This is a genomic window from Maribacter sp. PR66 (genome assembly GCF_028464205.1).
GTDB classification, from domain to species: domain Bacteria; phylum Bacteroidota; class Bacteroidia; order Flavobacteriales; family Flavobacteriaceae; genus Maribacter; species Maribacter flavus.
This window is the reverse complement of sequence record NZ_JAQPCH010000001.1, coordinates 1-26,474: the sequence shown is the minus strand read 5'-3', so window position 1 is coordinate 26,474 and position 26,474 is coordinate 1. Positions and strand designations below refer to the sequence as shown.

30 protein-coding genes are annotated in these 26,474 nt (G+C 37.7%); 14 read left to right on the top strand and 16 right to left on the bottom strand.

What is annotated here, in order from left to right:
* The first annotated feature begins 98 nt into the window (after positions 1-98).
* The 10 genes from PP181_RS00150 (at position 99) to PP181_RS00105 (ending at position 10,405) form a co-directional block, all read left to right on the top strand.
* Positions 99-935 (top strand): DUF932 domain-containing protein, encoded by an 837-nt coding sequence (locus PP181_RS00150; RefSeq protein ID WP_272635512.1) that lies wholly within the window; start codon positions 99-101, stop codon positions 933-935.
* A gap of 98 nt (positions 936-1,033) precedes the next feature.
* Positions 1,034-1,201, top strand: a complete 168-nt coding sequence (locus tag PP181_RS00145) for a hypothetical protein (protein ID WP_272635511.1) — start codon at positions 1,034-1,036, stop codon at positions 1,199-1,201.
* Between the two features lie 498 nt (positions 1,202-1,699).
* A complete protein-coding gene (locus PP181_RS00140; RefSeq protein WP_092205827.1) occupies positions 1,700-2,044 on the top strand; it encodes a single-stranded DNA-binding protein in 345 nt (114 codons plus the stop codon).
* A gap of 120 nt (positions 2,045-2,164) precedes the next feature.
* Positions 2,165-2,548: a DUF6876 family protein gene (locus tag PP181_RS00135; protein WP_272635510.1), complete on the top strand. Its 384-nt coding sequence runs from the start codon at positions 2,165-2,167 to the stop codon at positions 2,546-2,548.
* 11 nt (positions 2,549-2,559) lie between these two features.
* Positions 2,560-2,757: a hypothetical protein gene (locus tag PP181_RS00130; protein ID WP_272635509.1), complete on the top strand. Its 198-nt coding sequence runs from the start codon at positions 2,560-2,562 to the stop codon at positions 2,755-2,757.
* Positions 2,758-3,198: 441 nt separating this feature from the next.
* Positions 3,199-3,579, top strand: coding sequence for a BfmA/BtgA family mobilization protein (locus PP181_RS00125; RefSeq protein ID WP_272635507.1), 381 nt, complete (start codon positions 3,199-3,201; stop codon positions 3,577-3,579).
* 11 nt (positions 3,580-3,590) lie between these two features.
* Positions 3,591-4,622: a MobB family relaxase gene (gene mobB, locus PP181_RS00120; protein ID WP_272635506.1), complete on the top strand. Its 1,032-nt coding sequence runs from the start codon at positions 3,591-3,593 to the stop codon at positions 4,620-4,622.
* 3 nt (positions 4,623-4,625) lie between these two features.
* Positions 4,626-6,206 carry a type IV secretory system conjugative DNA transfer family protein gene (locus tag PP181_RS00115; protein ID WP_272635505.1) on the top strand — a complete coding sequence of 527 codons (1,581 nt, stop codon included), beginning with the start codon at positions 4,626-4,628 and terminating at the stop codon, positions 6,204-6,206.
* 111 nt (positions 6,207-6,317) lie between these two features.
* Positions 6,318-8,975, top strand: a complete 2,658-nt coding sequence (locus tag PP181_RS00110) for a TrlF family AAA-like ATPase (RefSeq protein ID WP_272635504.1) — start codon at positions 6,318-6,320, stop codon at positions 8,973-8,975.
* A gap of 74 nt (positions 8,976-9,049) precedes the next feature.
* Positions 9,050-10,405 (top strand): RNA-binding domain-containing protein, encoded by a 1,356-nt coding sequence (locus tag PP181_RS00105; protein ID WP_272635503.1) that lies wholly within the window; start codon positions 9,050-9,052, stop codon positions 10,403-10,405.
* A 9-nt stretch (positions 10,406-10,414) separates the two neighbouring features.
* Here the strand turns inward: PP181_RS00105 and PP181_RS00100 are convergent, their stop codons facing one another.
* Genes PP181_RS00100 through PP181_RS00060 form a run of 9 tightly spaced genes read right to left on the bottom strand, consistent with a single transcriptional unit; the run spans position 10,415 to position 17,609 of the window.
* Complete coding sequence (locus tag PP181_RS00100; RefSeq protein WP_272635502.1) at positions 10,415-10,777, bottom strand: DUF4878 domain-containing protein; 363 nt, start codon at positions 10,775-10,777, stop codon at positions 10,415-10,417.
* Positions 10,778-10,784: 7 nt separating this feature from the next.
* The gene (locus tag PP181_RS00095) at positions 10,785-11,621 is read right to left on the bottom strand and encodes a DUF4138 domain-containing protein (protein ID WP_272635501.1); all 837 of its coding nucleotides are present in this window, start codon (positions 11,619-11,621) and stop codon (positions 10,785-10,787) included.
* Positions 11,618-12,547 (bottom strand): conjugative transposon protein TraM, encoded by a 930-nt coding sequence (gene traM / locus PP181_RS00090; RefSeq protein WP_272635500.1) that lies wholly within the window; start codon positions 12,545-12,547, stop codon positions 11,618-11,620. Before traM ends, PP181_RS00095 begins: the two co-directional genes overlap by 4 nt.
* Positions 12,537-13,151 carry a conjugal transfer protein TraK gene (locus PP181_RS00085; protein ID WP_272635499.1) on the bottom strand — a complete coding sequence of 205 codons (615 nt, stop codon included), beginning with the start codon at positions 13,149-13,151 and terminating at the stop codon, positions 12,537-12,539. The genes traM and PP181_RS00085 overlap by 11 nt, the downstream gene beginning before the upstream one ends.
* Before the next feature lie 20 nt (positions 13,152-13,171).
* Positions 13,172-14,014: a hypothetical protein gene (locus PP181_RS00080; RefSeq protein ID WP_272635498.1), complete on the bottom strand. Its 843-nt coding sequence runs from the start codon at positions 14,012-14,014 to the stop codon at positions 13,172-13,174.
* Positions 14,015-14,016: 2 nt separating this feature from the next.
* Entirely contained in the window at positions 14,017-14,643 is a 627-nt protein-coding gene (locus PP181_RS00075; RefSeq protein WP_272635497.1) for a conjugal transfer protein, read from the bottom strand.
* A gap of 4 nt (positions 14,644-14,647) precedes the next feature.
* Positions 14,648-17,050 carry a TraG family conjugative transposon ATPase gene (locus PP181_RS00070; RefSeq protein ID WP_272635496.1) on the bottom strand — a complete coding sequence of 801 codons (2,403 nt, stop codon included), beginning with the start codon at positions 17,048-17,050 and terminating at the stop codon, positions 14,648-14,650.
* Positions 17,037-17,321, bottom strand: coding sequence for a hypothetical protein (locus PP181_RS00065; protein WP_272635495.1), 285 nt, complete (start codon positions 17,319-17,321; stop codon positions 17,037-17,039). Before PP181_RS00065 ends, PP181_RS00070 begins: the two co-directional genes overlap by 14 nt.
* Positions 17,322-17,609, bottom strand: a complete 288-nt coding sequence (locus tag PP181_RS00060) for a hypothetical protein (RefSeq protein WP_272635494.1) — start codon at positions 17,607-17,609, stop codon at positions 17,322-17,324.
* 189 nt (positions 17,610-17,798) lie between these two features.
* Here PP181_RS00060 and PP181_RS00055 point away from each other — a divergent pair, with 189 nt between their 5' ends.
* The 4 genes from PP181_RS00055 to PP181_RS00040 all read left to right on the top strand — a co-directional run bounded on the left by PP181_RS00055 (position 17,799) and on the right by PP181_RS00040 (position 19,854).
* Positions 17,799-18,440, top strand: coding sequence for an N-acetylmuramoyl-L-alanine amidase family protein (locus tag PP181_RS00055; protein ID WP_272635493.1), 642 nt, complete (start codon positions 17,799-17,801; stop codon positions 18,438-18,440).
* Between the two features lie 209 nt (positions 18,441-18,649).
* Positions 18,650-19,021, top strand: a complete 372-nt coding sequence (locus tag PP181_RS00050; protein WP_047550245.1) for an ArsR/SmtB family transcription factor — start codon at positions 18,650-18,652, stop codon at positions 19,019-19,021.
* A 12-nt stretch (positions 19,022-19,033) separates the two neighbouring features.
* The gene (gene merTP / locus PP181_RS00045; protein ID WP_272635492.1) at positions 19,034-19,648 is read left to right on the top strand and encodes a mercuric transport protein MerTP; all 615 of its coding nucleotides are present in this window, start codon (positions 19,034-19,036) and stop codon (positions 19,646-19,648) included.
* Positions 19,648-19,854: a GDCCVxC domain-containing (seleno)protein gene (locus tag PP181_RS00040; RefSeq protein WP_272635491.1), complete on the top strand. Its 207-nt coding sequence runs from the start codon at positions 19,648-19,650 to the stop codon at positions 19,852-19,854. The genes merTP and PP181_RS00040 overlap by 1 nt, the downstream gene beginning before the upstream one ends.
* 17 nt (positions 19,855-19,871) lie before the next feature.
* Here the strand turns inward: PP181_RS00040 and PP181_RS00035 are convergent, their stop codons facing one another.
* The 7 genes from PP181_RS00035 to PP181_RS00005 all read right to left on the bottom strand — a co-directional run bounded on the left by PP181_RS00035 (position 19,872) and on the right by PP181_RS00005 (position 26,428).
* Entirely contained in the window at positions 19,872-20,534 is a 663-nt protein-coding gene (locus PP181_RS00035) for an ATPase (protein WP_272635489.1), read from the bottom strand.
* Positions 20,518-21,270 (bottom strand): hypothetical protein, encoded by a 753-nt coding sequence (locus PP181_RS00030; protein WP_272635488.1) that lies wholly within the window; start codon positions 21,268-21,270, stop codon positions 20,518-20,520. The genes PP181_RS00035 and PP181_RS00030 overlap by 17 nt, the downstream gene beginning before the upstream one ends.
* Positions 21,271-21,273: 3 nt before the next feature.
* Entirely contained in the window at positions 21,274-21,558 is a 285-nt protein-coding gene (locus tag PP181_RS00025) for a helix-turn-helix domain-containing protein (RefSeq protein ID WP_047550478.1), read from the bottom strand.
* Between the two features lie 299 nt (positions 21,559-21,857).
* The gene (locus PP181_RS00020) at positions 21,858-22,694 is read right to left on the bottom strand and encodes an RteC domain-containing protein (RefSeq protein WP_272635487.1); all 837 of its coding nucleotides are present in this window, start codon (positions 22,692-22,694) and stop codon (positions 21,858-21,860) included.
* A 275-nt stretch (positions 22,695-22,969) separates the two neighbouring features.
* Positions 22,970-23,752 carry a helix-turn-helix domain-containing protein gene (locus tag PP181_RS00015; protein ID WP_272635486.1) on the bottom strand — a complete coding sequence of 261 codons (783 nt, stop codon included), beginning with the start codon at positions 23,750-23,752 and terminating at the stop codon, positions 22,970-22,972.
* 137 nt (positions 23,753-23,889) lie between these two features.
* Positions 23,890-24,378, bottom strand: coding sequence for an asparaginase domain-containing protein (locus PP181_RS00010; RefSeq protein WP_272635485.1), 489 nt, complete (start codon positions 24,376-24,378; stop codon positions 23,890-23,892).
* Between the two features lie 79 nt (positions 24,379-24,457).
* Positions 24,458-26,428 carry a heavy metal translocating P-type ATPase gene (locus PP181_RS00005; protein WP_272635484.1) on the bottom strand — a complete coding sequence of 657 codons (1,971 nt, stop codon included), beginning with the start codon at positions 26,426-26,428 and terminating at the stop codon, positions 24,458-24,460.
* Positions 26,429-26,474: the final 46 nt, after the last annotated feature.

The window sequence follows — 26,474 nt, the reverse complement described above, 5'->3', positions numbered from 1 at the left end:
GAAAAATCATTTTTTCTGTGATGTTTAATTCAAAAACATAAAACTGAGGTCAATCTCTAAAATCGGCCTCTATAATGTCTAATTAAAATTCAAATATTATGTATTTAAAAAATTTGCAACAGGATGAAATCTTTGTTCCATCAGAAATGAAATCCTTAAAAAGTCTGACACAGATGGAATCCCGAAGAGGGCTCGAAAATGCCATTATCTCAAATGGTAAAATCGTCAACGTGGTATCGAACAGCTACGGCCATATTCCGAACCAACTGTTCTTCAAGAAAGCTGAAGAAATGCTGACCGATGCACAACTGAACTTCCACAAACGTACCATCAACAAAAATGATAGGTCGTTTATTACCGACTTTATCATCGATGACAAAAGCCAGTTTACTGTCAAGAACGATAAAGACCTTATACTGCCGATGCTTCGGTTCAAAAATTCCTATGACGGTAGTGAAAAGACCTCTGGTCACTTTGGATTTTATAGAGAAGTGTGTTCAAATGGTCTGCACGTTTCTCAAGCAGAAATCGAGTTTTCAATCAAGCACAGTAAAAATAATACACACTTGATTATGCCAAGGCTGAACAATCTATTCGATAAATTTCTGGATAATGAATTCTACACCATTACCAAGAAATTCGACAAGATGAAAGAATTTAAAATCATCGATACACAAGAATTTGTGAAAGCGATTCTTGATAAAACGAAATTGTTCCGGTATGAATGTAGCGACAAGAACAGCGACCCATCGAAAAAATCTCGTGAGGTCATCAAAATCTTGAACTATGAAGCCTTGTTGCTCAATGAAGAACCAAATCTCTGGTTGGGCTATAATGCGTTTAATTCAGTACTTCATAATGTTTTGAAGAAAAGCTTTGGCCAACAAGAACGGTTGGATAAAAAGCTATTTGATGAAGTCTATGCTATGGCATAAATTAAATAAAGGTTTGTCCAGTACCTCAAACTGGATGTCTAAATATATAACAAACTGTTACTTCCAATCCACTCAGCACATTCCCCTACATTCCACGCTTGCCTGCTGAAAAAGCAGGCAACCACTACACTTCGGGCAAAGAGCTTCACTACACAAGTCTTGGACACAATTCCCAATTTCAGCTTTCCATTCCGCTAACCCTTCCCGTCCCGAAACTTCGGGACTGGGAAGGAACACTACATTCCAGAGCCAAAATCGTGAATTAAGTCCGCTTTTACATCGGAAAGCCATCGGCTTGATTTTCTTGACAGGATTTTCGGTGCGGACTTCTTGAGCCCTCACTCGAAAATCCTTAAAAACCAAACCGCTGTCTTACACATTTTAAGGGGTTTATAATGGATAAAACCTTTGTTGTTTTTCGGGTCGTCGAAAAACAGGCACGACATAACCAATTCTAACTTAACCACAGCTGCTTATCTCGCTTAACTGTCGGTACGCTCAAACGCAACTGCGTTTTAAAGAATTGCTAATGCCCTTATGGAACTTGTCAAGACTATACAAGTTTTAGTGAAAAATAAGGTTTCTACTTCCTTGAAAATCCAAGGATTTTACTACGTCGCAAACACACCTGATTTTACGCTAAAAATCTTGACAAAACCCACTCTATCCATTGTGCGATGCACAGAAGAAAAGAACAAACACCCCTTAAAATTTAATCTGTTTTAAATCAATAGGGGAAATATAAATCACTTAAATATTTTATTATGAGTACTATTAGAAATCACGTACAGTTAATTGGAAACGTTGGACAAGAGCCAACCATTACGAACCTTGAAAGCGGTAAGAAAGTAGCCCGCTTCTCACTTGCTACAAACGAGTATTACAAAGACAGCAAAGGCGAAAAGCAAACGGACACCAACTGGCATACCGTAGTAGCTTGGGGTAAGACCGCTGAAATCGTTGAGAAATTTGTCGAAAAAGGCAAAGAAGTAGGAATTACAGGGAAACTAAAGACCCGAACCTACACAACCGATGATGGTAACCAACGCTATGTTACCGAAGTAGTAGCCGATGAAATCCTATTACTTGGAAGCAAAAACGACAAGTAAACTTCAAAATTAAAGAGGGCGTTCCTCTCGAAAGTTGCGCCCTCTTTTTCATTATTCACACATTTAAATATATGCACAATGAAATCGAAGATTCACGATTTCCATTAAAAAATAGAAACGATGAGTAAAGCACAAGTTAACGAAATAAAAGAGCGATTGCAATATTTTACAGGAACAGAGATGTTCTATCAAATCCCATTATTGCGAACCCGTTTTACGGACGGATTGAAATATTTATCGGAAGTAGCAGAATGTTTTTGGCTCATTACGGACACATCAGTAATCGCAAAAAGTCTGATGAACCGAAGCGAATTTGTAACCATTGACTTCAAAAGATTATCCGAAGAAAAGCAGGATTTTACAGGTTACGAAGCCGAGATAGTTTACAGCGATGGCAACGATAATATTTTAGAAAAACACGGTTATAGAGCAACCGATTTTCCACTCGATGAACTGCGGTTATTTTTTGTAAATGATACGCTGATGTTGCTAAGTGAATACTAAATTTTGAAGTTATGATTTACATTAAATTTCAAGATTTGAGCGAGGAAAAACAAGAGGAACTCTTACAGGTTTCGAGAGAACACGTTACACATATTTATGGGGAATCCATCCAAAAATATGTTGACGAAACTGGGGCAGATTATGATAGTTTGATAGATGAAGAAATGATTAAGAATTTATACACTAATCACTTCGTTTTCAACATCTAATTTCCCAATGATAATTTTAAAACACCTCTAAATTTTAGAGGTGTTTTTCTATGCAATTAATATATAGTCAAGAAAAAAACGTATCTTTATTTCGCTGAAATTCAGCATTCAAAATTACGTAGGGTTATCCACTTTTCGACTTTCGCCGATAACCCTGCACATCGAAAAATAACATATCGGAAAATCATTTTCCCTGAAAATGGCAATCGGCTTTTTAGCTGGATTGTATGGATTTTTGTCACGCTTGCGCGTGACGAAAAGGAATAGCAAGAGGGTAACGGGCTGCGCCGCGTTACATATTCTATTTTCGTTTTAATCTGTTGATTTTTAAGCATTTAAAAATAAGGCAGATAAAAAAATCCAGCAATTTGCGTCAAATGGTCTTGAAACACCAGTAAACAGGGATGGATTTACGTCAAATCTTTAAAAAAGCGAAAGGAAATGGACTCATTCATCACTATCAGGTTCAAACGGAAAACTGCAAAAAGGTTTCAGGAATTTTCCAAGAAGCACTTCAAAACGCACACAGAAGCGATGGAAAATATTCTTGATTTTTTCCTCTACAATGAGATATCGCCAAAGGAAAAATTGGGACCAACTGGACGTACCATCGAAGCTAAGTTACTCAAAAGAATCAATGCAGTTATCGCCATAATGCGAGATGTGGAAAAGACACAAACCAAACCTACGGTTGCAATGTTGCAATCTCTTTTTATAATGGATGAACCCATAAAGAAACCGCTCATTTTGGAAAAAAAATATGCTGAGGAAAAGAAAGAAGTACGCTTTCGCGAAAAGCGAAACACCAACAATGAACTTTAAAAATTTAGCTTATGTACATCACAATCACACCTCAAAAAATGGGTGGTAACTTTTCTAAAAGTTCAGCGGATTTTGTTGGCTATTTAGAGAAGGAAAACCAAGGATTGGAACAACACGAAATGGAACATTTTTTCAATCAATATGGCGATGAGATTTATGCTGAAGAAGTAGTCAAAGAAATAGATGGAAATACTGCAAAATTGGAAAAACACGAACCAAGATTCTATTCAATTACCGTGAGCCCTTCAAAATATGAATTGCGAAAACTTCAGAACAGTAGTGAAGATTTAAAAAGATATACTCGCGAGCTGATGAAGGATTACGTGGCTTCATTTAATAGGGAAATCAAAGGGCGACCTGTCAATATCGACGACATAAAATATTATGCAAAAATTGAACATCAACGCACATTTAAGGGGACGGATTTTCAGGTAAAGGAAAACCAACCCTTTGCCACAAAAATACTTCAGCTAAAAACTGAAATCCGAAATATTCAAGAAGGGCGAGCTGAAGGGAACATTAAAAGAATGAAAAAGGAAATTACCAAACTGGAACGCCAAGCACCACATCAACAAAATGGAAAACGGATTGTCCAGGGAATGGCGAAAGATGGAAACCAAAGTCATATTCATATCATCGTAAGCCGAAAGGATGCGTCCAACAGGTTCAGTTTGTCACCCGGAAGTAAATACAAAGCTTCCGATGTGAAGTTGAATGGGGAAACCGTAAAACGTGGTTTTGACAGAGATAAGTTTTTTGAGAAAGCTGAAAAGACGTTTGACAAGACTTTTGGCTACAAACGTAACTTTGCCGAGACCTATAAAGCCCGAAAGGATTTTGTAAAGAATCCCAATCTCTATTTCGCTGCCTTGATGAAATTACCTGCAAATGAAAAGGCTTTGGCGTTTAAAATGATAACAAAAACAGGTCTGCCAATAGTGCCAAGTATTCCAGTTAGTCAAACACAAATCGCACTTCGGATTTTCAAAAGGTTAAGACGTGGTGCAGAAGTGGCCATCAAATCAAGTTCAATAGGAATTTAGGATATGCAAATAGACAATCTTATAACAACACTTTCAATTATTGGTTTGGCGAGTACCGTTTTCTATGCGATGTTTCGAGTATCAAAATATGCTTTTGTATTGAATAGCATATTGCTTTCAGTTCTCGTGTTCTATTTGTCCGAAGAAAATGAATTGATATTTATATTACTTTATTTGGTTTGTCCGCTAATGCTAATTAATATAGGACTGTATGTTTTTCTACATAAAACCGAAAGCCCGAAAAATAGCGATAGCAAATACCAAGTAAACTTCGCGACCACCAAAGGAAATTTCAGATTGGATAATATCAAACGTGGTGCGTCCATTATTGGTTCTGCCGGAAGTGGGAAGACTGAAAGTGTTGTCTTTGGATTTTTGAAGCATTTTGAAAAAGAAGGCTTTTGCGGAATCATTCACGATTACAAAGATTTTGAATTGACCGAAATGGCATATCCACTTTTCAAGGATAGCGATATTCCGTTTAAGGTCATTTCCTTCGATAAAATCATCCATAGGGTAAATCCTATTGCGCCACGCTATTTAGAGAACGAGGAAAGCGTAAATGAGGTGTCACGGGTATTGATTGAAAACCTTTTGGAACAAAGGGAAAGCGGCACAACCGGAACCACAAAATTCTTTAACGACGCTGCTGAGGGTTTGATTGGTGGATTGATTTGGAAACTGAAAACCGACTATCCCAAATATTGTACGCTACCACATTTGATAGCCATTTATCAAATGCTCGATACAGATAGCCTTATCCAGTTTTTGGAAACCAACACCACATCGAGAGCGATGGCAGATGCTTTTATTAGTGGTAAGGATTCGGATAGGCAGACCGCTGGTGTAAAAAGCACTTTGGCAAATGCCCTGAAACGAATTAGTACACAACGTATTTTTATGGCACTATCCGCAGACGAAGTCCCATTGAATATTAATAGCGAGGAAGATCCTGCAATCATTTCGGTAGTAAACAATCCAAAATATGAAACATCCTATTCGCCAGTAATTGCCACAATCATTCACACCATTACTAAACAAATGAGCGTGAGAAATTCCAAACCGTCATTCCTCTTGATGGAAGAAGCACCAACGATTCGCCTGTTGAATATGCACCGAATTCCGGCAACGCTCAGAAGTTATGACATCGCTACTATTTATGTGATGCAGGATAAAATCCAGAACGATATGATGTATGGCGATAAGGCAAGTAAGGCTATTTTAAGCAATCTATCCTATCAGTTTTTTGGCAAGGTCAACGACCCAGATACTGCCAAATATTACGAGCGCTTTTTTGAAATCATCAAAGACCCAACTAAAAGCATCAGTCGTGGCCATAATCTCGATTTTGATACACGAATAACAACGGGCGAAAAGGAAATCCCAAAGATTAGAGCAGACGTTTTCTTTCGGTTAAAGCAAGGCGAGTTTATTACCTATGCTGATGGTAAGGATAAGAAAGTGCAGTTTAAATTATCCCAAATCCAAAGGCAACTTCCTGAAGAATCCAAGCAATTTTCTCAGGCGGATTTAGCGGATAATTTTGAGCGGGTTTATGATGAGGCGAGGTCGATATTTAATTGAAATTTAATGTGAATTTTTAAAGAATATTTTATCTGTTAAGAATAAACAATGATTTCTTTTGGCATAAAGCTAATTTTATTGCATTATTAGAGTTTAAAAATTCGGCAATTTATGACTAAAGGGGCAAGATTTCTTAGAGCAGATTTACACATACATTCATACGGGGAATTTGGATCTTACGATGTTAAAGATACCGCAATGACACCAGAGGCGATTGTTGATACCGCCATCGCGAAAGGATTGAAGATTATTAGTATTACTGACCATAATGAGATATTTAATTCAAATACAGCGATAAATTACGCTGCAGATAAGGATATTTTGATCATTCCCGGAATTGAAGTAACCACTACGCAAGGTCATTTGCTATTGTACTTCGACACTTTTCAAAATTTAAGGTCATTCGCTGGTAAATTAAATATAAGTGAGGATAAGAAAACCACTACACAAGGAATCGTAGAGTGTTTGGATTTTGCCCATCAATATAGTGGTGTTGGCATATTAGCTCACATCGAACTTGATTCAGGTTTTGAAAAAACTATTGGGCGGTTTGGTCCGCCTATTGAAGAAATTTTTAGCCACCCAAACCTTTTAGGACTTGAGATATCCAAAAAAGAAAATTTCCATTTCTATTCCAATAGCGATGAAGATGCGAATAGGAAGAGACTTGTGGGGCTGAGGCGCGACAATTTATTAATGGATGATGACCAAATCCTTCCTAAATTGATGGGTTCAGATTCCCATAATTTAAATAAGTTGGGAACCAATGCCGAAGGAAATGAAAAGTTGACCAGGATAAAAGTTGATGAACTAAATTTCCACGCCTTTAAGGTTGCGCTGTTGAGCCACGAATCAAGAATTCGACTGGAAGATTTAATACCTGAGCAACGACCGGTATTTAATAAAATTTTTATAGAAGGTGGATTATTAGATGAAATGGATATAGACCTAAGTCCTAATTTAACCTGTATAATTGGCAGTAGAGGTGCGGGAAAATCAACCTTATTAGAAACTTTACGAGAAACATCAGGGAATCAATCTTCTTCAAAGGTTGTTGATTCCGATGTATGGCCTCAGAAAATAACACTTCAATATACTGATGAAGCTGGGCAAACTATTGAATTTTCAAGAGAAAAGAATAATGGTACTCAGAATATAACAGACCCTATAAATGGAATATCACGTGTTGAAATTGAAAGTTATGGTCAAGGCGAAACAGCTGATACTATACAGCACAGCGATGAAAACCCAACGGTTTTGATAGATTTTCTTGATGGGTTTTTAGACTTAAAACCACTCATTTCCGAAGATAAAGAAATCATCACAGATTTGCTCGAAAACCAAAGCGATGCCAGGAAATTAAGACTCGAATTACTAAGTCTTGATGAAACAAAAAAAGCCCTTAAAAACGAGCAGAAAAAATTAGAGAATTTAAAAAAGCAAAAAGCAGGGGAATTGGTAAAATACCAAAACGCTTTAATAAAGGAAAGACAGATACGTCAAGATTTAATTGCCGACCTTAAGCTACTAATTCAGACTTATAAGGATATTTTAAATGATGAAGAAACCTTTGAAAATTTTGAAAAATTATCAGATGAAGAAATAGTCGTTGGTAAGGATTATTTTCAGAAAGTAAAGAATATTGTTAGTGATTTTTCAGCTATTGTTAAATTCAAGGCAGGGGAATTAAATGAAGCCCTTGGAACAAAAGTAGAAGAGCTTAGAACAGAACTTAAAAATTGGGCTTCCAAGGAAAAAGCAATTCAGGTACAGATGGACGCCAAAAAGCAAGAGTTGGCAGCTCAAGGTATTCCTTTTGATTTGGGTAAAATCAACCAAATATCGAAAGATATTATCGATTTAACCAATAGGGTAAAAAAACTTGAAAACAGCAAAAAACTTTTAAATGAACTACAAACTGTGCGTAAAGAATTGATAGGGAAAAGAAAGGACATAAAACAACGAATTTTCTACTACAGAAATGCATTTGGACAAACTATAAACGACAATCTTAAGAATACGCTCGATGGATTATATATAAATGTAAAATATGACCAAGGAAACTATTCTGACGAATTTGAGCAGTTATTAAAAACGACTATGGATTGGCGAACATCCCAAGTTCCAAGAGCATATCTAATCACTAAGAATTTATCGCCATTTGAGTTCGTCGATATTTGTATGCGCAAAGACAATGATGCCTTGAAGGCGTTGACAGATGATGAAGGGAAAAGATTTATTGGGGATTATGAAGCTCAAACCATCGTGGAAAAACTTCTTAAAGACCATACTTACGAAGATTTTGAAGCCTTGCCATTTGAAGATAGACCTTCAATTTCCGTTACACGATTATATAAGGATGATGTGACGGGTAAAACATTAAGAAATACAAAGTCGATATCGCAATTGTCGTTAGGTCAACAACAGTCGGTTTTACTTGGAATTTTAATGCTTTCAAAAAGTACTACGCCGCTTATAATTGACCAACCAGAGGATAATTTGGATAGTGAATTCATATTTAAAACGATTGTTAAGAATTTACGTAAAATCAAAGAATCAAGACAGGTAATCATTGTTACCCATAACCCTAACATTGCCGTACTTGGCGATGCAGAATTAATAATTCCATTAAAAAGCACAAGCGTAAAATCACACGTTTTGGAAGCAGGTTCTATTGACAGGAAGGGAACAAGGGAAATTAGTTGCGAAATTCTCGAAGGTGGTAAATCTGCATTTAAACAACGACAATTAATATATGGCATTAAGTAGGCGTAGTGAGAAACCAAATCTATTCCCACAATTTAATATCATTATCTTTACTACCAGATTTTTTTACTTAAATAATGACCGAAACAAACCGTATAGAATACAAACGAGAACTGTCCGATGGACTTGAAAAAGAGGTCATTGCTTTTTTAAACTATCGTGAAGGCGGCATTATTTATATTGGTATTGATAAGGAAGGGAATACTTGCGGTCTGGCTGATGCGGATGGCGACCAATTAAAAATTAAAGACAGGTTAAAGAACAATATCCGTCCTTCAGCTTTGGGTCTTTTTGATATTGTGAGTGAGGAACGAGATGGTAATAATATCCTTAAAATCATTGTGGCGAGCGGTCCAGAAAAACCATATCATCTCAAAAAATACGGGATGAGCGAAAAGGGTTGTTTTATCCGCTTAGGTTCAGCTGCTGAGCCAATGCCACAAAAAATGATTGACGAGCTCTTTGCCAAACGTACCCGAAATTCCATCAGCAAAATTAAAGCGGGTCGTCAAGATTTAAGCTTTAGCCAGTTGAAAATCTACTACGAGGAATCGGGTCATACCCTTGGTAAAGCTTTTGCAAAGAACTTGGAACTACTTACCGAAGATGGCGCATTCAATTACGCTGGCTATCTTTTGGCAGACAAGAACAACACTTCTATCAAAGTTGCCAAGTATTCGGGCAAAACCCGAACAGACTTGATAGAAAGCAACGAGTATGGTCACGAATGCCTGGTCAAAGCCACCAAGCAAGTGATTGATAAAATTGCGGTTGAAAACCGAACCAACACAAAAATAACCGCCAAAGAAAGGCAACAAGCCAATCTTTGGAATCCCATCGCATTGCGCGAGGCCGTCATCAATGCTTTTGTACATAATGATTATACCAATGAGATTACCCCAAAGTTTGAAATCTTTGCGGATAGAATTGAAATCACTTCGGCAGGTGGTCTTCCGGAAGGATTGAGCAAACAGGAATTTTTCGAGGGCTTTTCAGTTCCACGGAATAAAGAACTGATGCGGATTTTTAAGGATTTAGAACTGGTTGAACAATTAGGTTCTGGCATCCCTCGTATTTTGGAACACTATGGGAAAGAGAGTTTTGGTTTTTCTGATAACTTCCTTAGAATGACTTTTACCGCTAAAGAAACTGCTGTTGAAGAAGGTGGTCTAATGGGTGGTCAAAAAGGTGGTGTAATAGGTGGTGCAATAGGTGGTGTAATTGATACGACAGAAGCTCTAACTAAAAGACAAAAAGAAGTTCTTAAACTTATTGTTGCTAATCCTTCCATAACTTATAACGAAATAGCTGAAGCTTTGGGCATTAATGAATCTGCTGTTGGTAAACATATTACAGCTATCAAAAATAAAGGCTTTTTAACGCGTCAAGGCGATACAAGAGGTTATTGGGAAATCAATCTTGATGAAAACTAAAAAAGTCTTTTAAAAAGGCCCTTTTTCCCTCGGACCTTTACTGGTCACTTTCCATTGACCATTTTCTTTAGTCAGTTTAAAAATGCCTGTTTTTCCATCATAGGTCGTGCTGTATTTTACCCAGGCAATTTCGCCATTGATAGCTTCGTCTAAAATTTTTACCTCGATGTTTTGGTCAGAATCTGGCATCATATTCTGTACAGTAATCAAACTGGCATAGCCTTCAGAAGTAGTATGCTCTTTTAAGGCGGATTCATCTTTTGAGAAAAAGCTTGACGCAACAACTTTGGCAGTTTCAGAAGGGGATTTTGTTGTGCTTTCTGAACAAGAAAGGAACAACAATACGAGCGAGCAAATGACTAATTTTTTCATAACATTACTAATTTGGGTTATTGATATATCTATGCGATAATTTCATTTCTATATTACGTTCGCCATCTTTTTCATTCAATTCCAAAATTGCCCTACGGTCATCGGATAATGAAAATTTGGGCAACACATAAACGAATCGAGCCCTTTCATTTTCCTTAATCTTGGACGGCAGATTATGTTTATATATCGGTTCTTGATACAGTCGTTGCAACGATTTTCTTTTTCCTTTTTGTCTCGTTTCAATAGACAGGTTCAAGAAATTCAAATCGTAGTCCAACGTAGAATTATTTTCAATCTCGATAACGAAATAGAGTTCATCCTTATCAAAAACAATGTTCTCTACGGTCAAAATAATATTTTCGTTCCGTTTCTTGATGCGCCCTATGCGCTGTTTTCTATTGAGAAGATATGAGCAGAATTTTTGGTAATAATAGGTGCTGTTATCTACAAGTTCTTCAGAAGATTCAACAAGAACCGAATCTGTTACAATCGGCTTTTCATTACCGATACTATTTGACAGCGGAATGAAATAATTGAGCTTAGAAAGCTGTTTTTTATACCTTACAATATACGAAAAAATTGAACCATTTCTATTGACTACCAGCAAATTACTTTCCTTCCCAGGGGTTGCCTGAAGCAGTCCAAAATACTGTTCCTTTTCACGGTTATAGGTAAAAACAAAATTATCCGAACCAGTTATGCCTTGCCGTATAGGTTCAGGAAAAAATAGCGCAACATTTTTGGTTTCGTTAGCATAAATGGTGTCGAGTGGTATGGGTTGCTTTTGTGCTTTCGCGAAAGCGGTAACCAACACGAGTATTGAAATTGAGATAAATGTTTTCATAATTTCGGTTTTAAGATTAATCTGTAATTGTTCAATACCGTAACTTTTACATTGCGGTTGCTACGCCTGAGCACCTTTGTTACGCCACCTACTTGCGGAACGGAAGGTATGTTGATGTCGCCAATAATATCGTCCAAGACTTCGGTGGTGGCTTCTGCCCGAAAATTATTCTGGACGTAAATACCTTCGCTGCCATCTGACAAATCGAATGCTTTGAGCTTTGTAGGATGATGTTGTATGTTTTCAATTTCAATTAAAGCTCGATTAGGCTGAAAACTTATAAAACCGAATATGGGCGTGTTCTTTGGCATTTCTTTACCATTAATGTTAGCAGTTTTGGTCAGGCGCATTCGTAATCTGGTGTTTGCTTTTACGACTTGGTCACCATCAACGACCACGTAAATAGTTTCATCTGTATTGCCGATTATTGAAACTTCATTGGGTTTAGGTGCAGCAGCGAAGAACAATTGATGTTCCAAGCCCAATTCTTTTGCTTGAATTTTCTGTTCCCGTTTTACTTCTGCAGAATCGATTGTTGATGCCACTTTGCGAGCAGTTCTTCTCTGTCCCAAATTCTGGTATCGTTTTTCTGAATACTGAATCTTGCCAGCTTCATAGATACTATCTACGATACGTTCTTTTTCCCGTTCTGGTAAATCTGGGTCGTAAAACCCCAAGGAATCAATCAGTTTTTCATCGTAGATGCTGGGTGCATTGTTTTCACGTACTTTTTTCAAGTCGTTAATCGCATCCAGTTTGGAATCGTACTCTTTTTGGTCCTCTTCCAAATCTGGCACTAAGGTCTGCTTAAGATTTTCAGTTTCACTTTCATCATCGCCCATTACCATTACAGAATAGGAAATCAGGAATATGAAAATCACGGCCAATACCGCTGCAAATACTATTTTGTTTTTCTCAATTTTCATCGTTCAGTTTTTTTAAAGTGTTCTCGAAATAGTTGGTAATCAAAAGTCCGTGTGGATTGTTGGGGAAGTTTCGGTCAACCATAATCAAGTTTCCGGTGGAAACCAATTCGTAAGTGTCGATGATTGTGCCTCTATTGATTTCAAAAATGGTAGTCGTCGTAAAACCATACGAACCGTCATTTTCAGATATTCTTGAATCGATGCTCAGTACTTTTTGAACCAAGGAATACTGAAGCAATCTGTTATAGACACCATCGGCTTTTTTCTGGCGGTAGAGATTATCCACAGAACTATTGCCCAACCACAACGCCTTTTCCAAGTTGCGTTCATAATTACTGGCATCGATGTTATAGAAGTAATTATGGAACAGATCCAAATGTGACAAAGCTTCAACACGAAAATTTTCCTTTTGGGTCACGAGCTTCAGCGGAATGATACTGCCATCGGTATTGATGGCAAAGGCGCTATTGAGCGCTTTTTGATTGGTGTTGAATACCATCCAAACCGAAAATGTGCTGGACAGCAAGGCACAGGCAACGACTGCCAAAACGATAAACCGATTCAGCTTTAGGACGTTGTAAATATTCTTGTATGGTGTTTTCATATTTTTGTTTTTAATCTGCCTTAGGCAGTAAATAGTCTGAGAGTGAATGACGTCGCACGTTTATACAGTTTGAATTTCAAGAAAACGATAAATCCAACCGAACCTAACTGAACCACAGGTGCAAAAAAGCCCTGGCCTGTATCGGTTCCAAACAAGTTGACCCAAAAATTGGTGTTGATTTCCGTATAAAGTGCATTCACAAAGACGTTTACTAAAAAGAAAGCAGGTACTAACATATATACTGCCGCATAAAGCTTGAAGAATGTATAAGCTAACGAACGGAACTTTTCAAAGACTGCAAGGCTAATGACCAAAGGAAAAAAAGTTTGCATTATTCCGAGTAGAAAAAAGCGTTCTGCCAAAAACAGCGGATAGATGAACAAATCCAATATCCATAGGAAAAGACTTATGATAAACGCAAATATTTTGAAGCCGTAAAGAGGTGTAACCAAGGCTTCATATAAGAGCGTCATAGCAGCTTGGGCAACCTCGATAATACTCACGTCCTCTTCAATGGGAATGTCCTGCATTTGTAATGGCAATAAAGCTGGTGCTGTCCCTCGATATTGTCCTTCAATAGCTACTAATATTCCATCGAAAAATCCCAAGACCTGAGTTGAGAAAATGACCAAAATGACAATGGCAAAATTCTTTGCCAGTTCGCCAGGACTCAATCCCCAAGTGTAACCATCCTTATCTGCAATGCCTTCATTATATTTTTTGAGGATATTGACCAGAAAGAACAGGACAGCGAGCGTTTTCATTCCTGCAATGGTATATTGCGAAAAGTCGCTGGCCTGTATGGTCTGGAAAACGGTGTCGATGTATTCCAGCCCTATTCCTAAGAGAATGGTCGCCGTCATTTTTAGTAGGATGTTTCTCGGTTATTGACTTTATCCTGCATTTTTCTAAAAGAAATAATGTCACGATAGCGTTTGGTTTTTGTAGTGATGTTGGAAACCATTTGTTTGGATTCCTGCTCTTTTGCTTTCAGAATTTCAGCACGTTCGGCATCGCTCATTTTTAGGTAATCGCTGGATAGAACTTCATCAATAAAATCCACCGTGTCCAATGAGTTTTGAACTATGGCGTCAAACGATTCCACAACCCTTGAAACTTCATCGGGTTTGATGTAGGGCGAATTCAAAATATCCTGCAAATCATTTTGCATTACGTTGATAAGGCGCTGATTATTCTGTCCAATTTCCTCAACTGCTCTCAGTTGCTCAACAACGCTTGATACTTTCTCTATTGCCTCTTTTGCATCTTTCAGGAATTTTACAGACTTAATCATTTGAGCCGTTTGCTTGCCAGATTCTATCAGTTGTTTTACCAAGCTGATAAAATTGGTATTGTCATAAGTAGGCATTCCTTGTGCAGTAGCATTACCTGACATAAATAAGGTCAAGGCTACTGTCATTACTAAAATTTTGATTTTTGTTTTACTCATTGTAAAAAATTTGTTTTGGTATTCGTGAATCTTCGATTTCATAATATTATGTTTTAGATGTGAATTGAATTATTGCTTTTTGCATATCGTGATGCTCATTGTAGAGCTTCATTATTTCTTCGTTTTCCTGTCCATCGGTCAAATAAGCGGCATATACTTCCTTCGGGACTTCAAGCCGGAAGATGTTACTTTCCCTACCTATCTTGATAAACATTTCGGTGTATTTGCGTGGACCAGAAAGGTTGTTTTTGATGGATTTTAATTGGTTCAAGTCGTGGCTGGATAGGTTGAGCCTTTTAACCAGTTCGCCATAGCCTTTTTCATTGTTCAGGCTATAAATGACCTGTGTGTTTTCGAGAATGCTCGCCGAAGTTGAATTATTTGGAAGTTGATTGATAGACTGAAGAATTATTTCTATCGCACCGTTCTGTTTACGGATAGCTTGGTAGTAGAACTCGACGCTTTCCAACACGTTCTCAAATTTCAATTGCTTCGCAAACTCATCAAAAAGAATGATGCCTTTTTCGGCTCGGTTACGCCAGATGGTTCTCTGGATGGCAGATTTAATTAGCTTGAGCATTACCGACAGGATTTCCTTATTGTCCTTTACTTCGTCCAGTTCAAAAACAATCAATCTTTTGTCCTCAATTTTATAGGTCTGGTCTTCACTGACCTCAAACAGAAAACTATATAGACCATCGCCGACATATTCGGACATTACGTGCAAAAAGCTCGTGACATTGAAATAGTCGGGATGGATTTTTAAGGTGCTCAGAAGGTCTTTCTGATTCCTTTCTATAAAGCTGTAAAAACCATCCAACGAGTGATTTTCTGAAGTGCTATAGTAATAATGGCGCAATATCTTTTTGACCGATACTGATTGTGCTTTGGTCACTTTTAAATCTGAAGCAAATAACTCAAACAAAAAAACGGATAGGTCTTCCAGTCGCTCAGGTGTCAAGTCATTTGCATCACTTATGTAAAATGGATTGATGCCAAGGTTTTTTCCGCTCTCATAGCGAAGCACCGTGTATTTTTCAGGATAGAGTTTTGCAAATTTGGTGTAAGAGCCACCTAAATCAATGATGACCAGACGGACACCACTTTCAAAGTATTGGCGCAAGATGTTATTGGCCAAAAAAGATTTGCCTTCGCCAGTTGGCGCAAAAATGGCAAAGTTTCTTGCCTTGATGCGTTTCTTCTTTTCGTCCCAAACATCCTTGAGAACAGGAATGTTATGCTCGCGATCATTAAAGATAATTCCGGTATTATCACTTTTATAGTTGGTGTTATTAATGAACAGGCAGAGCGCGTGTTTTAAATCGGTTACATATAAATCGTTGTTTGAAAAGTTGGATGAAAAGCAGCAGTAACTATTTAGAATATAGTTCTTGCGTTCTTCGCCTCTTGGATAATAGGGGATGATATCCAATTCCTTAAATTCAGTCTTTATTTTTGAAGTTATTTTATCGAGCTCTTTAGCTTCCTTTGCCCAATACACTATGTTCAAATGACCACGAATGATTCGGGCATTATCATCGGCATTGATTTGGTCAAGGATGTGCTGAATTTTCCCTAAAACCACTTTATTCTGTGAACCGAAATTTGAACTTTTATTGAGTTCTTCAATCTTTTTATCCAGTAGCTTGCGCCACTTCTGTTTGTCATCGAGATATAGGATTTGATTGACAATGTGGTTCTCGTTTAGCGTAAGCCCTAAGCCATCAATAAACCCTTGATGAAATACAAAATCGTCAGAAGTGAATTTCTCATTGGTCTTGCTACTCTGTACACTTTCGCCAAAGCACAGTTCGCTGTTGATGGCAAGGGCATCAAAATGGTTTTCGCCAATATTGACGCTTTTCTTATCAAGTAAAATATCCGTATCGTAACCTTCATTGAAGCCATTGAAATAACTGCTTGTCAGTTGCTGTATCTCTTCCGCTTTAAGCGAAACAAAATCCATCTTTCGGCTATTGTTGATGAAGGAAACGGAATCACTTACCGAGTTTGCGAAACTCTTAATATTGTCATCCAGTTCCTGTACGATTCCCTTTGAAACTTTTCTGAAAGGGTTGACATATTTAGGATTGTTGAGCGCCTTATTTTTAGTCAAGATGAAGAACAAATAACAGCTGTGCTCGATATGCCCACGACCTTTAAAATGTTCGTGGGTAGCCTTTTCCAGAAAGGTTGAATTCGGAAGTTGTTCTGAAGAATAAGACTTCTTCAAGTAGATATCCTGTTTGTGAACCACAGTACCAACCGGTAATGACTTTAATGCCTGAAACCAAGCACCGTGCATATCCTCAAAATCCTTTTCAGATAACGAATAGATTTCAGGTAGATTTCCTTTATAGCACAAGACCACATTACCATTATTGGCAAATACGATATTGTCTTGAATATCTACAATGGGTTGATATGCCGAAAGGTTAATCTTGTTCATAATCGAAGCCAGAATTTCTTTTGTTACTGATAATTTTTGGAAAAGCTTTGGCCATTTGGAATAGTTGTGGATTGTGGGTTATTCTCGTCAAAGCCACATATAGGGAAGCATTGAATACCAACACACCTATTATTATCCCAAAGCTGAAAGAGAAGATGATGATGAGCAACGAAGCCAAAATGGAAACCATCATTAAGGCAAACAGGGAAATGGGCAGCCCAAAAATGACCGCCCGTTTCCTGATGTTTTTATAGACCTCGAACCGCTTCATCTATACTACGATTCCTATTAAGTAAGAGAAGATGCCTACTACTGCACCTGCAATAAGTACAAACACAAGAACTCTGGTTATCCCCTTTTTGAGGTCGGCATTTTCGCCGAAGAAATGTCCTGCATTAAATAGGAAGCCCACCAAGAAGATGACACCTAATAAAATTGGGAATATGGTTCTGATGGTATCGCCAACATCATTAACTGAATCTTCAATACCACCAATTTGAGCAAAAAGCGAAGTGGATAAGAGCGAAAGAATGGATGCTAAATAGAGTGATTTTTTCATAACGGAACGGATTAAATTTTTGGTTCATTTTCGTTTATTGAAATTTACATATATTTGAATATAAATAACTGAAAATCAAATATTTGTGGATAAAATATTATTTGATATTGTTTGAATTCCGTTGCTGTTATTTGACATCAAATCCTATGGTATTTTGAAGGGAAGTTGTTGATAACCCGAAAAGTGAAAATGAAAAAAGTGCTTAAAAACGTCAGTTTTGTGATTTTGGTTCTAAAAATGTGTTTCATTTTTGGACAAGAATCGAGTGCTCAAAAGCGAATAATAATTGACGTTGGACACGGCGGAAAAGATTCTGGTGCAATCGGCATAAAAGGCATTCAAGAAAAGGATGTGGTTTTGTCCATTGCAAATGCCATTTTGAAGCTGAATAATGAAATGAAAAAGCCTTTGGATATTTATTTAACCAGGTATAGTGATACACTAATTTCTTTATCGGACAGAACTAAGCTGGCCAAAGCCTTAAAAGCAGAGTTATTTGTGTCCTTGCATTGCAACCATTCTGAAAATCCAAATGCGAGAGGGATAGAGGTTTATGCTTCAAGAAAACAAAAGGAATTCTCAAAAGCATCGGTTTTTATGGGCTATCAAATTGAACGAGCCCTTTGTGAAGCCATTGGTTATGGAAGTCGAGGTGTAAAGTTTGCGAACTTTCAGGTACTTCGGGAAACTGTTGAGTATTGCGCCTCAATACTATCGGAATTGGGTTTTTTGAGCAATAAAGATGAAGGCAGCTACATTTCAGATAACAACAATATGGAACGCATCGCACTATCCATATTATTATCCATTCAAAAATCAATAGAATTATGAAAGATATTTTTTTAGAGTTAACAAAGAGCTTGAAGGACATTGTACTGCAATTTATTTCAGAAGTGATTTTATTGTACAAATCCTATAGAAGTTAGATTTCCTAAGTTTATTATCTACACATTATAAAAAGACATATCCGATAGTATATTTAAGTATTTGCTTAAATAATATAATAATGATATATTTGTGACCACTTTAAATCAAAAAAGATGAGCTTGGAAATAACTTGTACACGGAACGAAGCAGACAAGAAGCAAATATCGAGATGCAAGGAAACCATAGAGAATTCTTCGGACAGCCTTAATGCAATAAGCAAAGTTTTGTCTCTCGCGGGAAGCGAGGTACGACTGAAAATTCTATTCCTATTGAACATAGAGAATGAATTGTGTCCTTGCGATATTGCCGATATTCTTGAAATGAGTGTTCCCGCCGTATCCCAGCATATCCGAAAAATGAAGGATGCAGGAATTATTACATCGAGACGTGAAGGGCAAACATTATATTATTCGCTGGTAAAGAGTGAGGACAATGTTTTGAATGGAATTTTCAATTCAATTTCGACAAGAAAGAAAACAGCTTAGACATTTTATATTATGGCACCGAATAAAACTTCGAATACCGCAGCTTATACCGGCATTTTTACCGCAGTTGCAGCATCAATATGTTGTATTACACCCGTTTTGGCATTAATTGCCGGAACAAGTGGAATTGCATCTACATTCTCTTGGGTCGAGCCATTTAGACCCTATCTTATCGGCCTGACCATTATTGTTTTGGTCTTTGCCTGGTACCAGAAACTACGGCCGAAAACTCAGGAAGAAATTGATTGCGCTTGCGAGGATGATGCAAAACCAACGTTTTGGCAATCCAAACAGTTTTTGTTCATCGTAACACTATTCGCCGCATTGATGCTGACCTTCCCTTACTATTCCAACCTATTTTATGCGCAACCCACCAAGGATATCGTATATGTCTCTCAATCCAATGTCGAAAAGCACACTTTTGACGTTGAGGGAATGACCTGTGCAGGTTGTGAGGCACACGTAGAAAGTGAAGTCAATAAGTTGGACGGAATTATTTCGGTCAAAGCCAGCTACGAAAATGCTAACACCGTAGTGGAATTTGATAAGACCAAGATTGATGAATCGGAAATTGAGAAAGCAATTAATTCTACTGGCTACAAAGTGACCTATAAAAAAGAGAAATAATGGAAACTATATCGACATCTGAAATCACTTGTCCAAACTGTGGCCACAAAAAAGAAGAAGAAATGCCAACCACGGCCTGCCAATTCTTTTATGAATGTGAGAATTGCAAAACGGTTCTGAAGCCAAAAGAAGGGGATTGTTGTGTGTTTTGCTCTTATGGGACTGTCGCCTGTCCACCGATTCAAGAAAACAAAAATTGTTGCTAAAAAGCTATCCTTTAAGTTTACTTCCTTTTATCCCCAGCCTTAGTATCAAAAGCAATCAAATTAAAAAGTTCTCGCATTCGGCTACTAACTCGCTTACCGTAGCGTTCTTCCAATTCTTCAGCATTTAGGTTTGTTGTGGCGTGTGTTTTAATTTTGTGTTTGGTTTGTAGGTACAGCTCGTATCGAGATAAAAGCACTTCGCCCATCACATTCAAATCCTTTCCGTAGAATCTGCCAGAAGGTTCAACACCCAAATCATCAAAACAGTAAAATTTGGTATTACCATATTCCTCTACCGTTTTAAAACCTAAATGGTTAAAACTGAAGGTTACATTCCGGCAAGGAATCATCTCATAAGGACGTTGCAAAGGCACTAAATGGCGCAATAATTTCATTAAACTGGTTTTGCCGCAGCCAACAGGTCCAGAAAGTAGAATGCCTTTGTCAATATCAATACCATAAGTCTCACAGTTGTCTTTATCCTTGATGAAGTAGGAACAGAGTTTTAACAAAATATCTTTGTCTTCGTCATATATCCTAAACTTTTCGCCAAACAAAAGTTTGCCCTTGGCATTCAGGTAAATCAATATTTTTGGGAAATCGTAGAGTACACTTTTGCCATCAAATTTTCCGAGCGAATATTCCACGCCACCTTCGGTTATTTTAGAGGGGTTGTCCATAATCTTTGTTTTTAGTGGTTCGCAAGTTGTCCTTGATTTGGGACGCTTGTTTTTTGTTTAGCTTGTTTTCCTCGTCGAATATTTCGGTTCTGTCCATCCAATTGATGGCTACGGCTCGCCAATCCCGAATATCTTTTCCATCGCCAGTTTGCCAATTTCGGGCTTGGTAATGCTCATAGAATTTTTTTGCTTCATCAGCATCAAAACCTTTTTCTTCAAAAAAAATAAAAACGGCCTGCCAGCCCTTTGGCTGTTTTATATAGTTTTCTTGTTTGATATTGTTTGTATTAGATACCAATGCTTGTCCATCTATGGGAGGGTGTAGGTTCACAACCTGTTCATTTTTGGGATGGTGGTGTCCCTCAAGCGGTACACCTCTGGAATGGTACTGTTCCGCAAGCTGTTCTAAAATGGGATTGTACTGTCCCACAACCGGTTCATCGCTTGTCCCGATAATGGCCATCTTTATTTTGCTGCCTTTGTATGGATTGTTGGAAGGGAAATAAGACAAGTATTGCCAAGAATCCAGTTCCACAATACATCTATGGTACGTTGATTTAGAACCTATCTTGGCACAACGCATCAAATCCCGACGATTCACGTAGAATTCATCCATAAAGCGGCAACTGTTCCATTCTTGGAACAGCGCCATATACAGACTGATATGCGTTGGATTAAGGCGGTCATCAAAATAGAACTTCTCAAAAGCCGCATTAAGTAGCTTTATATAGTTCATCGCTTAAGAATTTAGACCGTGGTGCACACGGTTGGCATCCATCACTTTTTGAATTTCCTCGGTATCGTAATAGATAATGCCACCCACTTTGGTGTATGGTAATGTGCCATTGATGCGAAGGTTTTGCAATGTGCCAGGACTTACCTGAAGCAAGTCCATAACCTCGGAAGACTTGAGATACTTCTTCAGCTTACCGCTGGCTTGTCTGGTCAATAATTGTTTGATGTCATCGAGCAATTCCATTTTGAATTCCCGAAGGTCGTCTGTGGTAATAATACTTGTCGGCATAATAGAACGGTTTTTATGGAAAGGGACTATCTGGGTTTAGAGTTTTAAATGATAGTCCCTGGCCTGATTTGACTTTCGTTCTACAAATTTGAATAGGTTTAATGGATTTTATTCCCCAGTACGACCGTACTACGGTCAAAATTTAACATTTTGAAATTTGATGGGTTTTGTAGCGTTTTGATGCTTCTGAAGTAGAAACGGTGTGCTAAATCATATCAAATTATATGAAGACGGCTTCCAAAATCAGAAGACCGTAGGTCAACCGTAGTACGGTCTTTTTTAAGAGAAAAATCCGCTTGTTATTCCTCGCTTTTGTCCATTTCAATGAGAAGCGATGTGGAAAGTTCATCGAGGAAAAGTGTTCTGCTGTTCTTTCTGTTTTTGATGTCCTGATAGGTTTTGTAGATGTCCTTTGGCTCAATATCAAATAGCTGTTGCATTTTTTTGGAAACCTGCATTATGGCTTGATTGTCCTGTTTGCCCAATCCCTTTGAGCATAGCGCATAAACGAGTTCAACATAATCTGTGTTTGAAAATGGCCAATGTATCTTTTCCATTGGTTTAGCACCATTTAATTTGCCGTTCAATCCTTTCCGAATACGATGCTTTTTTTCATCCAAATAAATCACTAACAAGTCATACGCCTTGTATTTGCCAAGTAGCATATCCCTTGGTGTGCAAAACTCTGGGTCTTGAAAATAGAATTTAGAAGTTGTGATATGGAATGTTTCAAGGTAATCTCTGGTGTAGTATTCCTTGTCAAAATGGGTAGCACCGGAATTGACATAACGCCCAAAATCGATATTGTACAGGAAGAACCGATTGAGCTTGTTGATTTTCTTTTTTATCGATTTTAGTTGGGCATCCTTATCGCCCTTTGGAAGTTGAATTTCAAACGAATGTATTTCTGAAAAGTAGATGAGTTTGATAAGTGGAACCTGCTTTATCTTCTTAAAGAAATTTATTTCATCTTGAATCGTCCTAAATTTCGTCTCGATGATTTCTTTTTTGTAAGAACTCAATAGTTTGCGACAGGCTTTGATGGAAAGATATGCCTGTTCTAAAATGTTCCCATTCTGAATTTTAAACTCATCCAGATCCTTTAATAGTTTTTTTGATTGTAATTGCGAATTCATAAGCAGGAACTTTAATGTTGTAAACCATAGAAATGGGATTTAGTTGATACGATTTATTGGTGGTTGTCATAGTCCTGCAAAATGATATAAATGAAAGTCACGGGTCATAAAATTTGTGGCTTATTGTTGTATTTTAGGGAACTTTGTGTAAAGTAGCTTTACTTTGTAATTGTACAAGGAAAACGTGCCGTATATAATTACGGAATAGTCCGTATTTTTCTACGGATTATTTGTTAAATACTGCAAATAGTGGCTTTTATATAAATTTAATTTACTTACTTTTTCTTACGAAATCGCTTTAAAAATTCACGCCTATTCTTTACACCCGTTTTTTTGAAAATATTTGATGCGTGTTTTGATACGGTACTTTCTGCAATGAATAAATCTTTGGCGATATTTCTGTAGCTTAAATTACTTAAAATTGACAAAGCCACTTCAATTTCCCTTCTGGTCAAATCCTCATAAATGATTTTACGCTCTACCGATTCGTCACGTTGTTTTTTCTTTAAAGCAAAGACTTCATACATTCGGTTATTGTTTTCTATGAAGTACAAATACCTATCTGCTTCAATGGCGGTTATGGCAAAGAAAGCCAAGTTCATTACGGTAAATGTAATCCATTGGTAATCGCCGATGACTGTGCAAATAGGTAATAAGGCAATACTTGCTACACTTACCATTGAGAGTTTATTTCGTCTTACTATGAAAGGATTCGGATTGCTGGGATTCGATATACGACGATAGAAAATAAACAGAAAAACAAAAGCAACAGCAGATATAGGAATGGTAAATAGAAAGCGTGCAGAATTAAGGGAATCTTTCAGAAAATATGGGATTAGAAACAATACCACAAAACTCACGCTCGCGAGTATAGCAAGGTTTCTTATGGATGAATTGAATTTCAAAACAACAATATCGTATTCTTTATAGAGGTAGTAAACAATATAGACGCACAACGCTATTGCCACACCATAGGTAATAATATACTGAAAAATAAAAGGACCTGGGAAGTTGTCAATTGGTAAGAAACCACCAGTAGCATTATAAGCAACAAACAAGATTCCGAGGTAGAGAAAACGCCTTAGACTACTGCGCGTTTTCTTTCTGGAAAAGTAGAGTGTAAGCAATACTATGAACGTATCTATTAATAGATAGAAAAAAGTCGTCCAATGTATCGATGTGCCAAACATTTACTCTACTTCCCATTGCGCTCAAATTTGTTGGTTTCTAAATTCTTGGAAACATTGTTCCAATTAAAGATTTGTCCGTTCATAGCAATATAAACATCCGGTTTTAGAAGCTGTAATGAGCTAATTGCATACCCTAAATTAAAAGGTGCATCTGTGTCTGCAGATGAACCCAAAATGAAAGACCCAACCAAAACTATTGTCTTGTTCAAATTGAGTTTTCCTATATATTTTGCGGTATCTTCCATCGTGAAAGTACCGTGGGTAATCAGTATCTTAGTCGCATTAGTTTCCTTTATCTTGCTAACCAACAGCTTTCTGTCATCATCTGTTATGGCTCGACTGTCTTTTTTGAAGACACCTTCGATGATATATTCAAAATCGACATTTGCTTTATTTAAAAAATCTTCAATCCCTACGTCGGATGAAGTTATACCACTATCATCTGTATAATCCAACCCTTCGATTGTACCGCCTGTTGTGAATATGTGAATCATAATTAAGGACTTCCTCTACTTATAAAGATAGCGCTAATTTATTTGAAACCCCCTTTATATCTTCGGCCAAGATAGCACTCTAAGAATCCTGCCACTTCATTTTCTGCAATCTAACTGCATTGAGAATAGCGAGCAAAGCAACACCAACATCGGCAAACACAGCTTCCCACATTGTTGCTAATCCACCTGCACCGAGAATGAGGACTATGACCTTGACACCAAATGCAAGCGCAATATTTTGCCAGACAATTCGTCGCGTTGAACGACCAATTTTAATCGCTCTTGCAATCTTACTGGGTTGGTCGGTCTGTATGATTACATCGGCTGTTTCAATAGCGACATCGCTTCCTAAACCACCCATCGCAATACCTACACCACTTGCTGCCAAAACGGGTGCATCATTAATACCATCACCAATAAATGCGACTTTCGTTTCAGGTTGCTTTTTAAGTTCTTCAACCTCATTCAGTTTATCTTCAGGTAACAACCCACCTTTCGCCCAATCGATATTTAACTCTTTTGCAACTTGCTGTGTAATAGAATTTTTATCACCTGATAACATTATAATCTTGGAAATCCCTGCATCTCTAATTTGTTTAATGGCTTGGTGCGCATCATCTTTTAATTCATCTGCAATGGTAACATAACCTGCAAATGTTCCATCTATGGACACCATTACGATTGATTCTACAATACCATCTGTTTCCGAAGGGACTTCTATGCCATTTGAGGTCATCAAAGCTTTGTTTCCTACCAAAACGGTTTTTCCGTTGACTGTTCCCTTTAAACCCTTTCCGGCAACCTCTGAAACATCAGTCGCTTCATAATCTGAACCGTCTGCTTTATATTCGAGAATCGCCTTGGCGATAGGATGAGTGGATTGCTCTTCCATCGCCATCAAATACTTCATAAACTCGGTTTCCTCAAATGTGATGGAATTGATTTCCTTGATTTTAAAAACCCCTTTAGTAACAGTTCCTGTTTTGTCCATTACGACCGTGTTTACTTGGGTCATTGCATCAAGAAAGGATGCACCCTTAAACAGAATGCCGTTTCGCGATGCCGCACCCAATCCGCCAAAATAGCCCAGCGGAATAGAAATGACCAACGCACAAGGACACGAAATCACAAGGAATATCAATGCGCGATACAGCCAATCCCTAAACACGTAATCATCTACAAAAAAGTAAGGAAGGAACGTAAGTCCGATGGCAAGGAATACAACGATAGGCGTATAAATCCGAGCAAATTTTCTAATGAACAATTCGGTCTTTGATTTTCTGGCAGTTGCATTCTGCACCATATCCAGAATTCGTGCAATAGAACTATCCTTAAATTCCTTAGTAGTCTCGATTTCGATTACGCCATCAAGGTTGATACTTCCGGCAAAAACGGTATCGCCTTTAGCAATAGTATTGGGTTTGCTTTCGCCTGTCAAGGCAGCAGTATTAAAAGAGCCCTTTTCAGAAAGTAGAATACCATCAAGCGGAACTTTTTCGCCTACACGTACCTGAATCTTTTCGCCAATTTCAACAGTCTCGGGATTTACTGAAACAAAATCGCCATCACGGTAAACCAATGCCTCATTCGGACGGACATCAAGTAAGGCTTTTATATTTCCTTTTGCACGGTTAACAGCTGCATTCTGGAACAGCTCGCCTACAGCATAGAACAACATTACGGCCACACCTTCGGGATATTCGCCGATAGCGAATGCCCCTAATGTGGCAATGGACATTAAGAAAAATTCAGTAAAGAAATCCCCATTTTTGATACTGTTCCACCCTTCCTTTATGACGGGAAAGCCAACTGGAATGTAGGCGACGGAATACCAAACGATTCTTATCCATCCTTTAAAATGTGGAAATGCTTCAAAGTAATCAATAGCAATTCCGGCTATCAACATTACAAAGCTGAAAATAGCCGGTAGATAGGTTCTAAAGTTTGAAATTTCTTCAGGGCTGCTATGGTTATGGCCATCATCGTGACTGTGCTCGCCCTTATGTTCTTTTGGGTCAATGTCCCGTAAATTTACTTTTTTCTTTTTCATATGTTCTAATCAAGTTTGATATCATTTTAAAAACTACTTCGATAAT

Excerpts from the sequence above, each read along its gene's own strand:
- PP181_RS00150 (WP_272635512.1), top strand. The coding sequence starts at position 99 with ATGTATTTAAAAAATTTGCAACAGGATGAAATCTTTGTTCCATCAGAA.
- PP181_RS00140 (WP_092205827.1), top strand. The coding sequence starts at position 1,700 with ATGAGTACTATTAGAAATCACGTACAGTTAATTGGAAACGTTGGACAA.
- PP181_RS00135 (WP_272635510.1), top strand. The coding sequence starts at position 2,165 with ATGAGTAAAGCACAAGTTAACGAAATAAAAGAGCGATTGCAATATTTT.
- PP181_RS00130 (WP_272635509.1), top strand. The coding sequence starts at position 2,560 with ATGATTTACATTAAATTTCAAGATTTGAGCGAGGAAAAACAAGAGGAA.
- PP181_RS00125 (WP_272635507.1), top strand. The coding sequence starts at position 3,199 with ATGGACTCATTCATCACTATCAGGTTCAAACGGAAAACTGCAAAAAGG.
- mobB (WP_272635506.1), top strand. The coding sequence starts at position 3,591 with ATGTACATCACAATCACACCTCAAAAAATGGGTGGTAACTTTTCTAAA.
- PP181_RS00115 (WP_272635505.1), top strand. The coding sequence starts at position 4,626 with ATGCAAATAGACAATCTTATAACAACACTTTCAATTATTGGTTTGGCG.
- PP181_RS00110 (WP_272635504.1), top strand. The coding sequence starts at position 6,318 with ATGACTAAAGGGGCAAGATTTCTTAGAGCAGATTTACACATACATTCA.
- PP181_RS00105 (WP_272635503.1), top strand. The coding sequence starts at position 9,050 with ATGACCGAAACAAACCGTATAGAATACAAACGAGAACTGTCCGATGGA.
- PP181_RS00100 (WP_272635502.1), bottom strand. The coding sequence starts at position 10,777 with ATGAAAAAATTAGTCATTTGCTCGCTCGTATTGTTGTTCCTTTCTTGT.
- PP181_RS00095 (WP_272635501.1), bottom strand. The coding sequence starts at position 11,621 with ATGAAAACATTTATCTCAATTTCAATACTCGTGTTGGTTACCGCTTTC.
- traM (WP_272635500.1), bottom strand. The coding sequence starts at position 12,547 with ATGAAAATTGAGAAAAACAAAATAGTATTTGCAGCGGTATTGGCCGTG.
- PP181_RS00085 (WP_272635499.1), bottom strand. The coding sequence starts at position 13,151 with ATGAAAACACCATACAAGAATATTTACAACGTCCTAAAGCTGAATCGG.
- PP181_RS00080 (WP_272635498.1), bottom strand. The coding sequence starts at position 14,014 with ATGACGGCGACCATTCTCTTAGGAATAGGGCTGGAATACATCGACACC.
- PP181_RS00075 (WP_272635497.1), bottom strand. The coding sequence starts at position 14,643 with ATGAAATCGAAGATTCACGAATACCAAAACAAATTTTTTACAATGAGT.
- PP181_RS00070 (WP_272635496.1), bottom strand. The coding sequence starts at position 17,050 with ATGAACAAGATTAACCTTTCGGCATATCAACCCATTGTAGATATTCAA.
- PP181_RS00065 (WP_272635495.1), bottom strand. The coding sequence starts at position 17,321 with ATGAAGCGGTTCGAGGTCTATAAAAACATCAGGAAACGGGCGGTCATT.
- PP181_RS00060 (WP_272635494.1), bottom strand. The coding sequence starts at position 17,609 with ATGAAAAAATCACTCTATTTAGCATCCATTCTTTCGCTCTTATCCACT.
- PP181_RS00055 (WP_272635493.1), top strand. The coding sequence starts at position 17,799 with ATGAAAAAAGTGCTTAAAAACGTCAGTTTTGTGATTTTGGTTCTAAAA.
- PP181_RS00050 (WP_047550245.1), top strand. The coding sequence starts at position 18,650 with ATGAGCTTGGAAATAACTTGTACACGGAACGAAGCAGACAAGAAGCAA.
- merTP (WP_272635492.1), top strand. The coding sequence starts at position 19,034 with ATGGCACCGAATAAAACTTCGAATACCGCAGCTTATACCGGCATTTTT.
- PP181_RS00040 (WP_272635491.1), top strand. The coding sequence starts at position 19,648 with ATGGAAACTATATCGACATCTGAAATCACTTGTCCAAACTGTGGCCAC.
- PP181_RS00035 (WP_272635489.1), bottom strand. The coding sequence starts at position 20,534 with ATGGACAACCCCTCTAAAATAACCGAAGGTGGCGTGGAATATTCGCTC.
- PP181_RS00030 (WP_272635488.1), bottom strand. The coding sequence starts at position 21,270 with ATGAACTATATAAAGCTACTTAATGCGGCTTTTGAGAAGTTCTATTTT.
- PP181_RS00025 (WP_047550478.1), bottom strand. The coding sequence starts at position 21,558 with ATGCCGACAAGTATTATTACCACAGACGACCTTCGGGAATTCAAAATG.
- PP181_RS00020 (WP_272635487.1), bottom strand. The coding sequence starts at position 22,694 with ATGAATTCGCAATTACAATCAAAAAAACTATTAAAGGATCTGGATGAG.
- PP181_RS00010 (WP_272635485.1), bottom strand. The coding sequence starts at position 24,378 with ATGATTCACATATTCACAACAGGCGGTACAATCGAAGGGTTGGATTAT.
- PP181_RS00005 (WP_272635484.1), bottom strand. The coding sequence starts at position 26,428 with ATGAAAAAGAAAAAAGTAAATTTACGGGACATTGACCCAAAAGAACAT.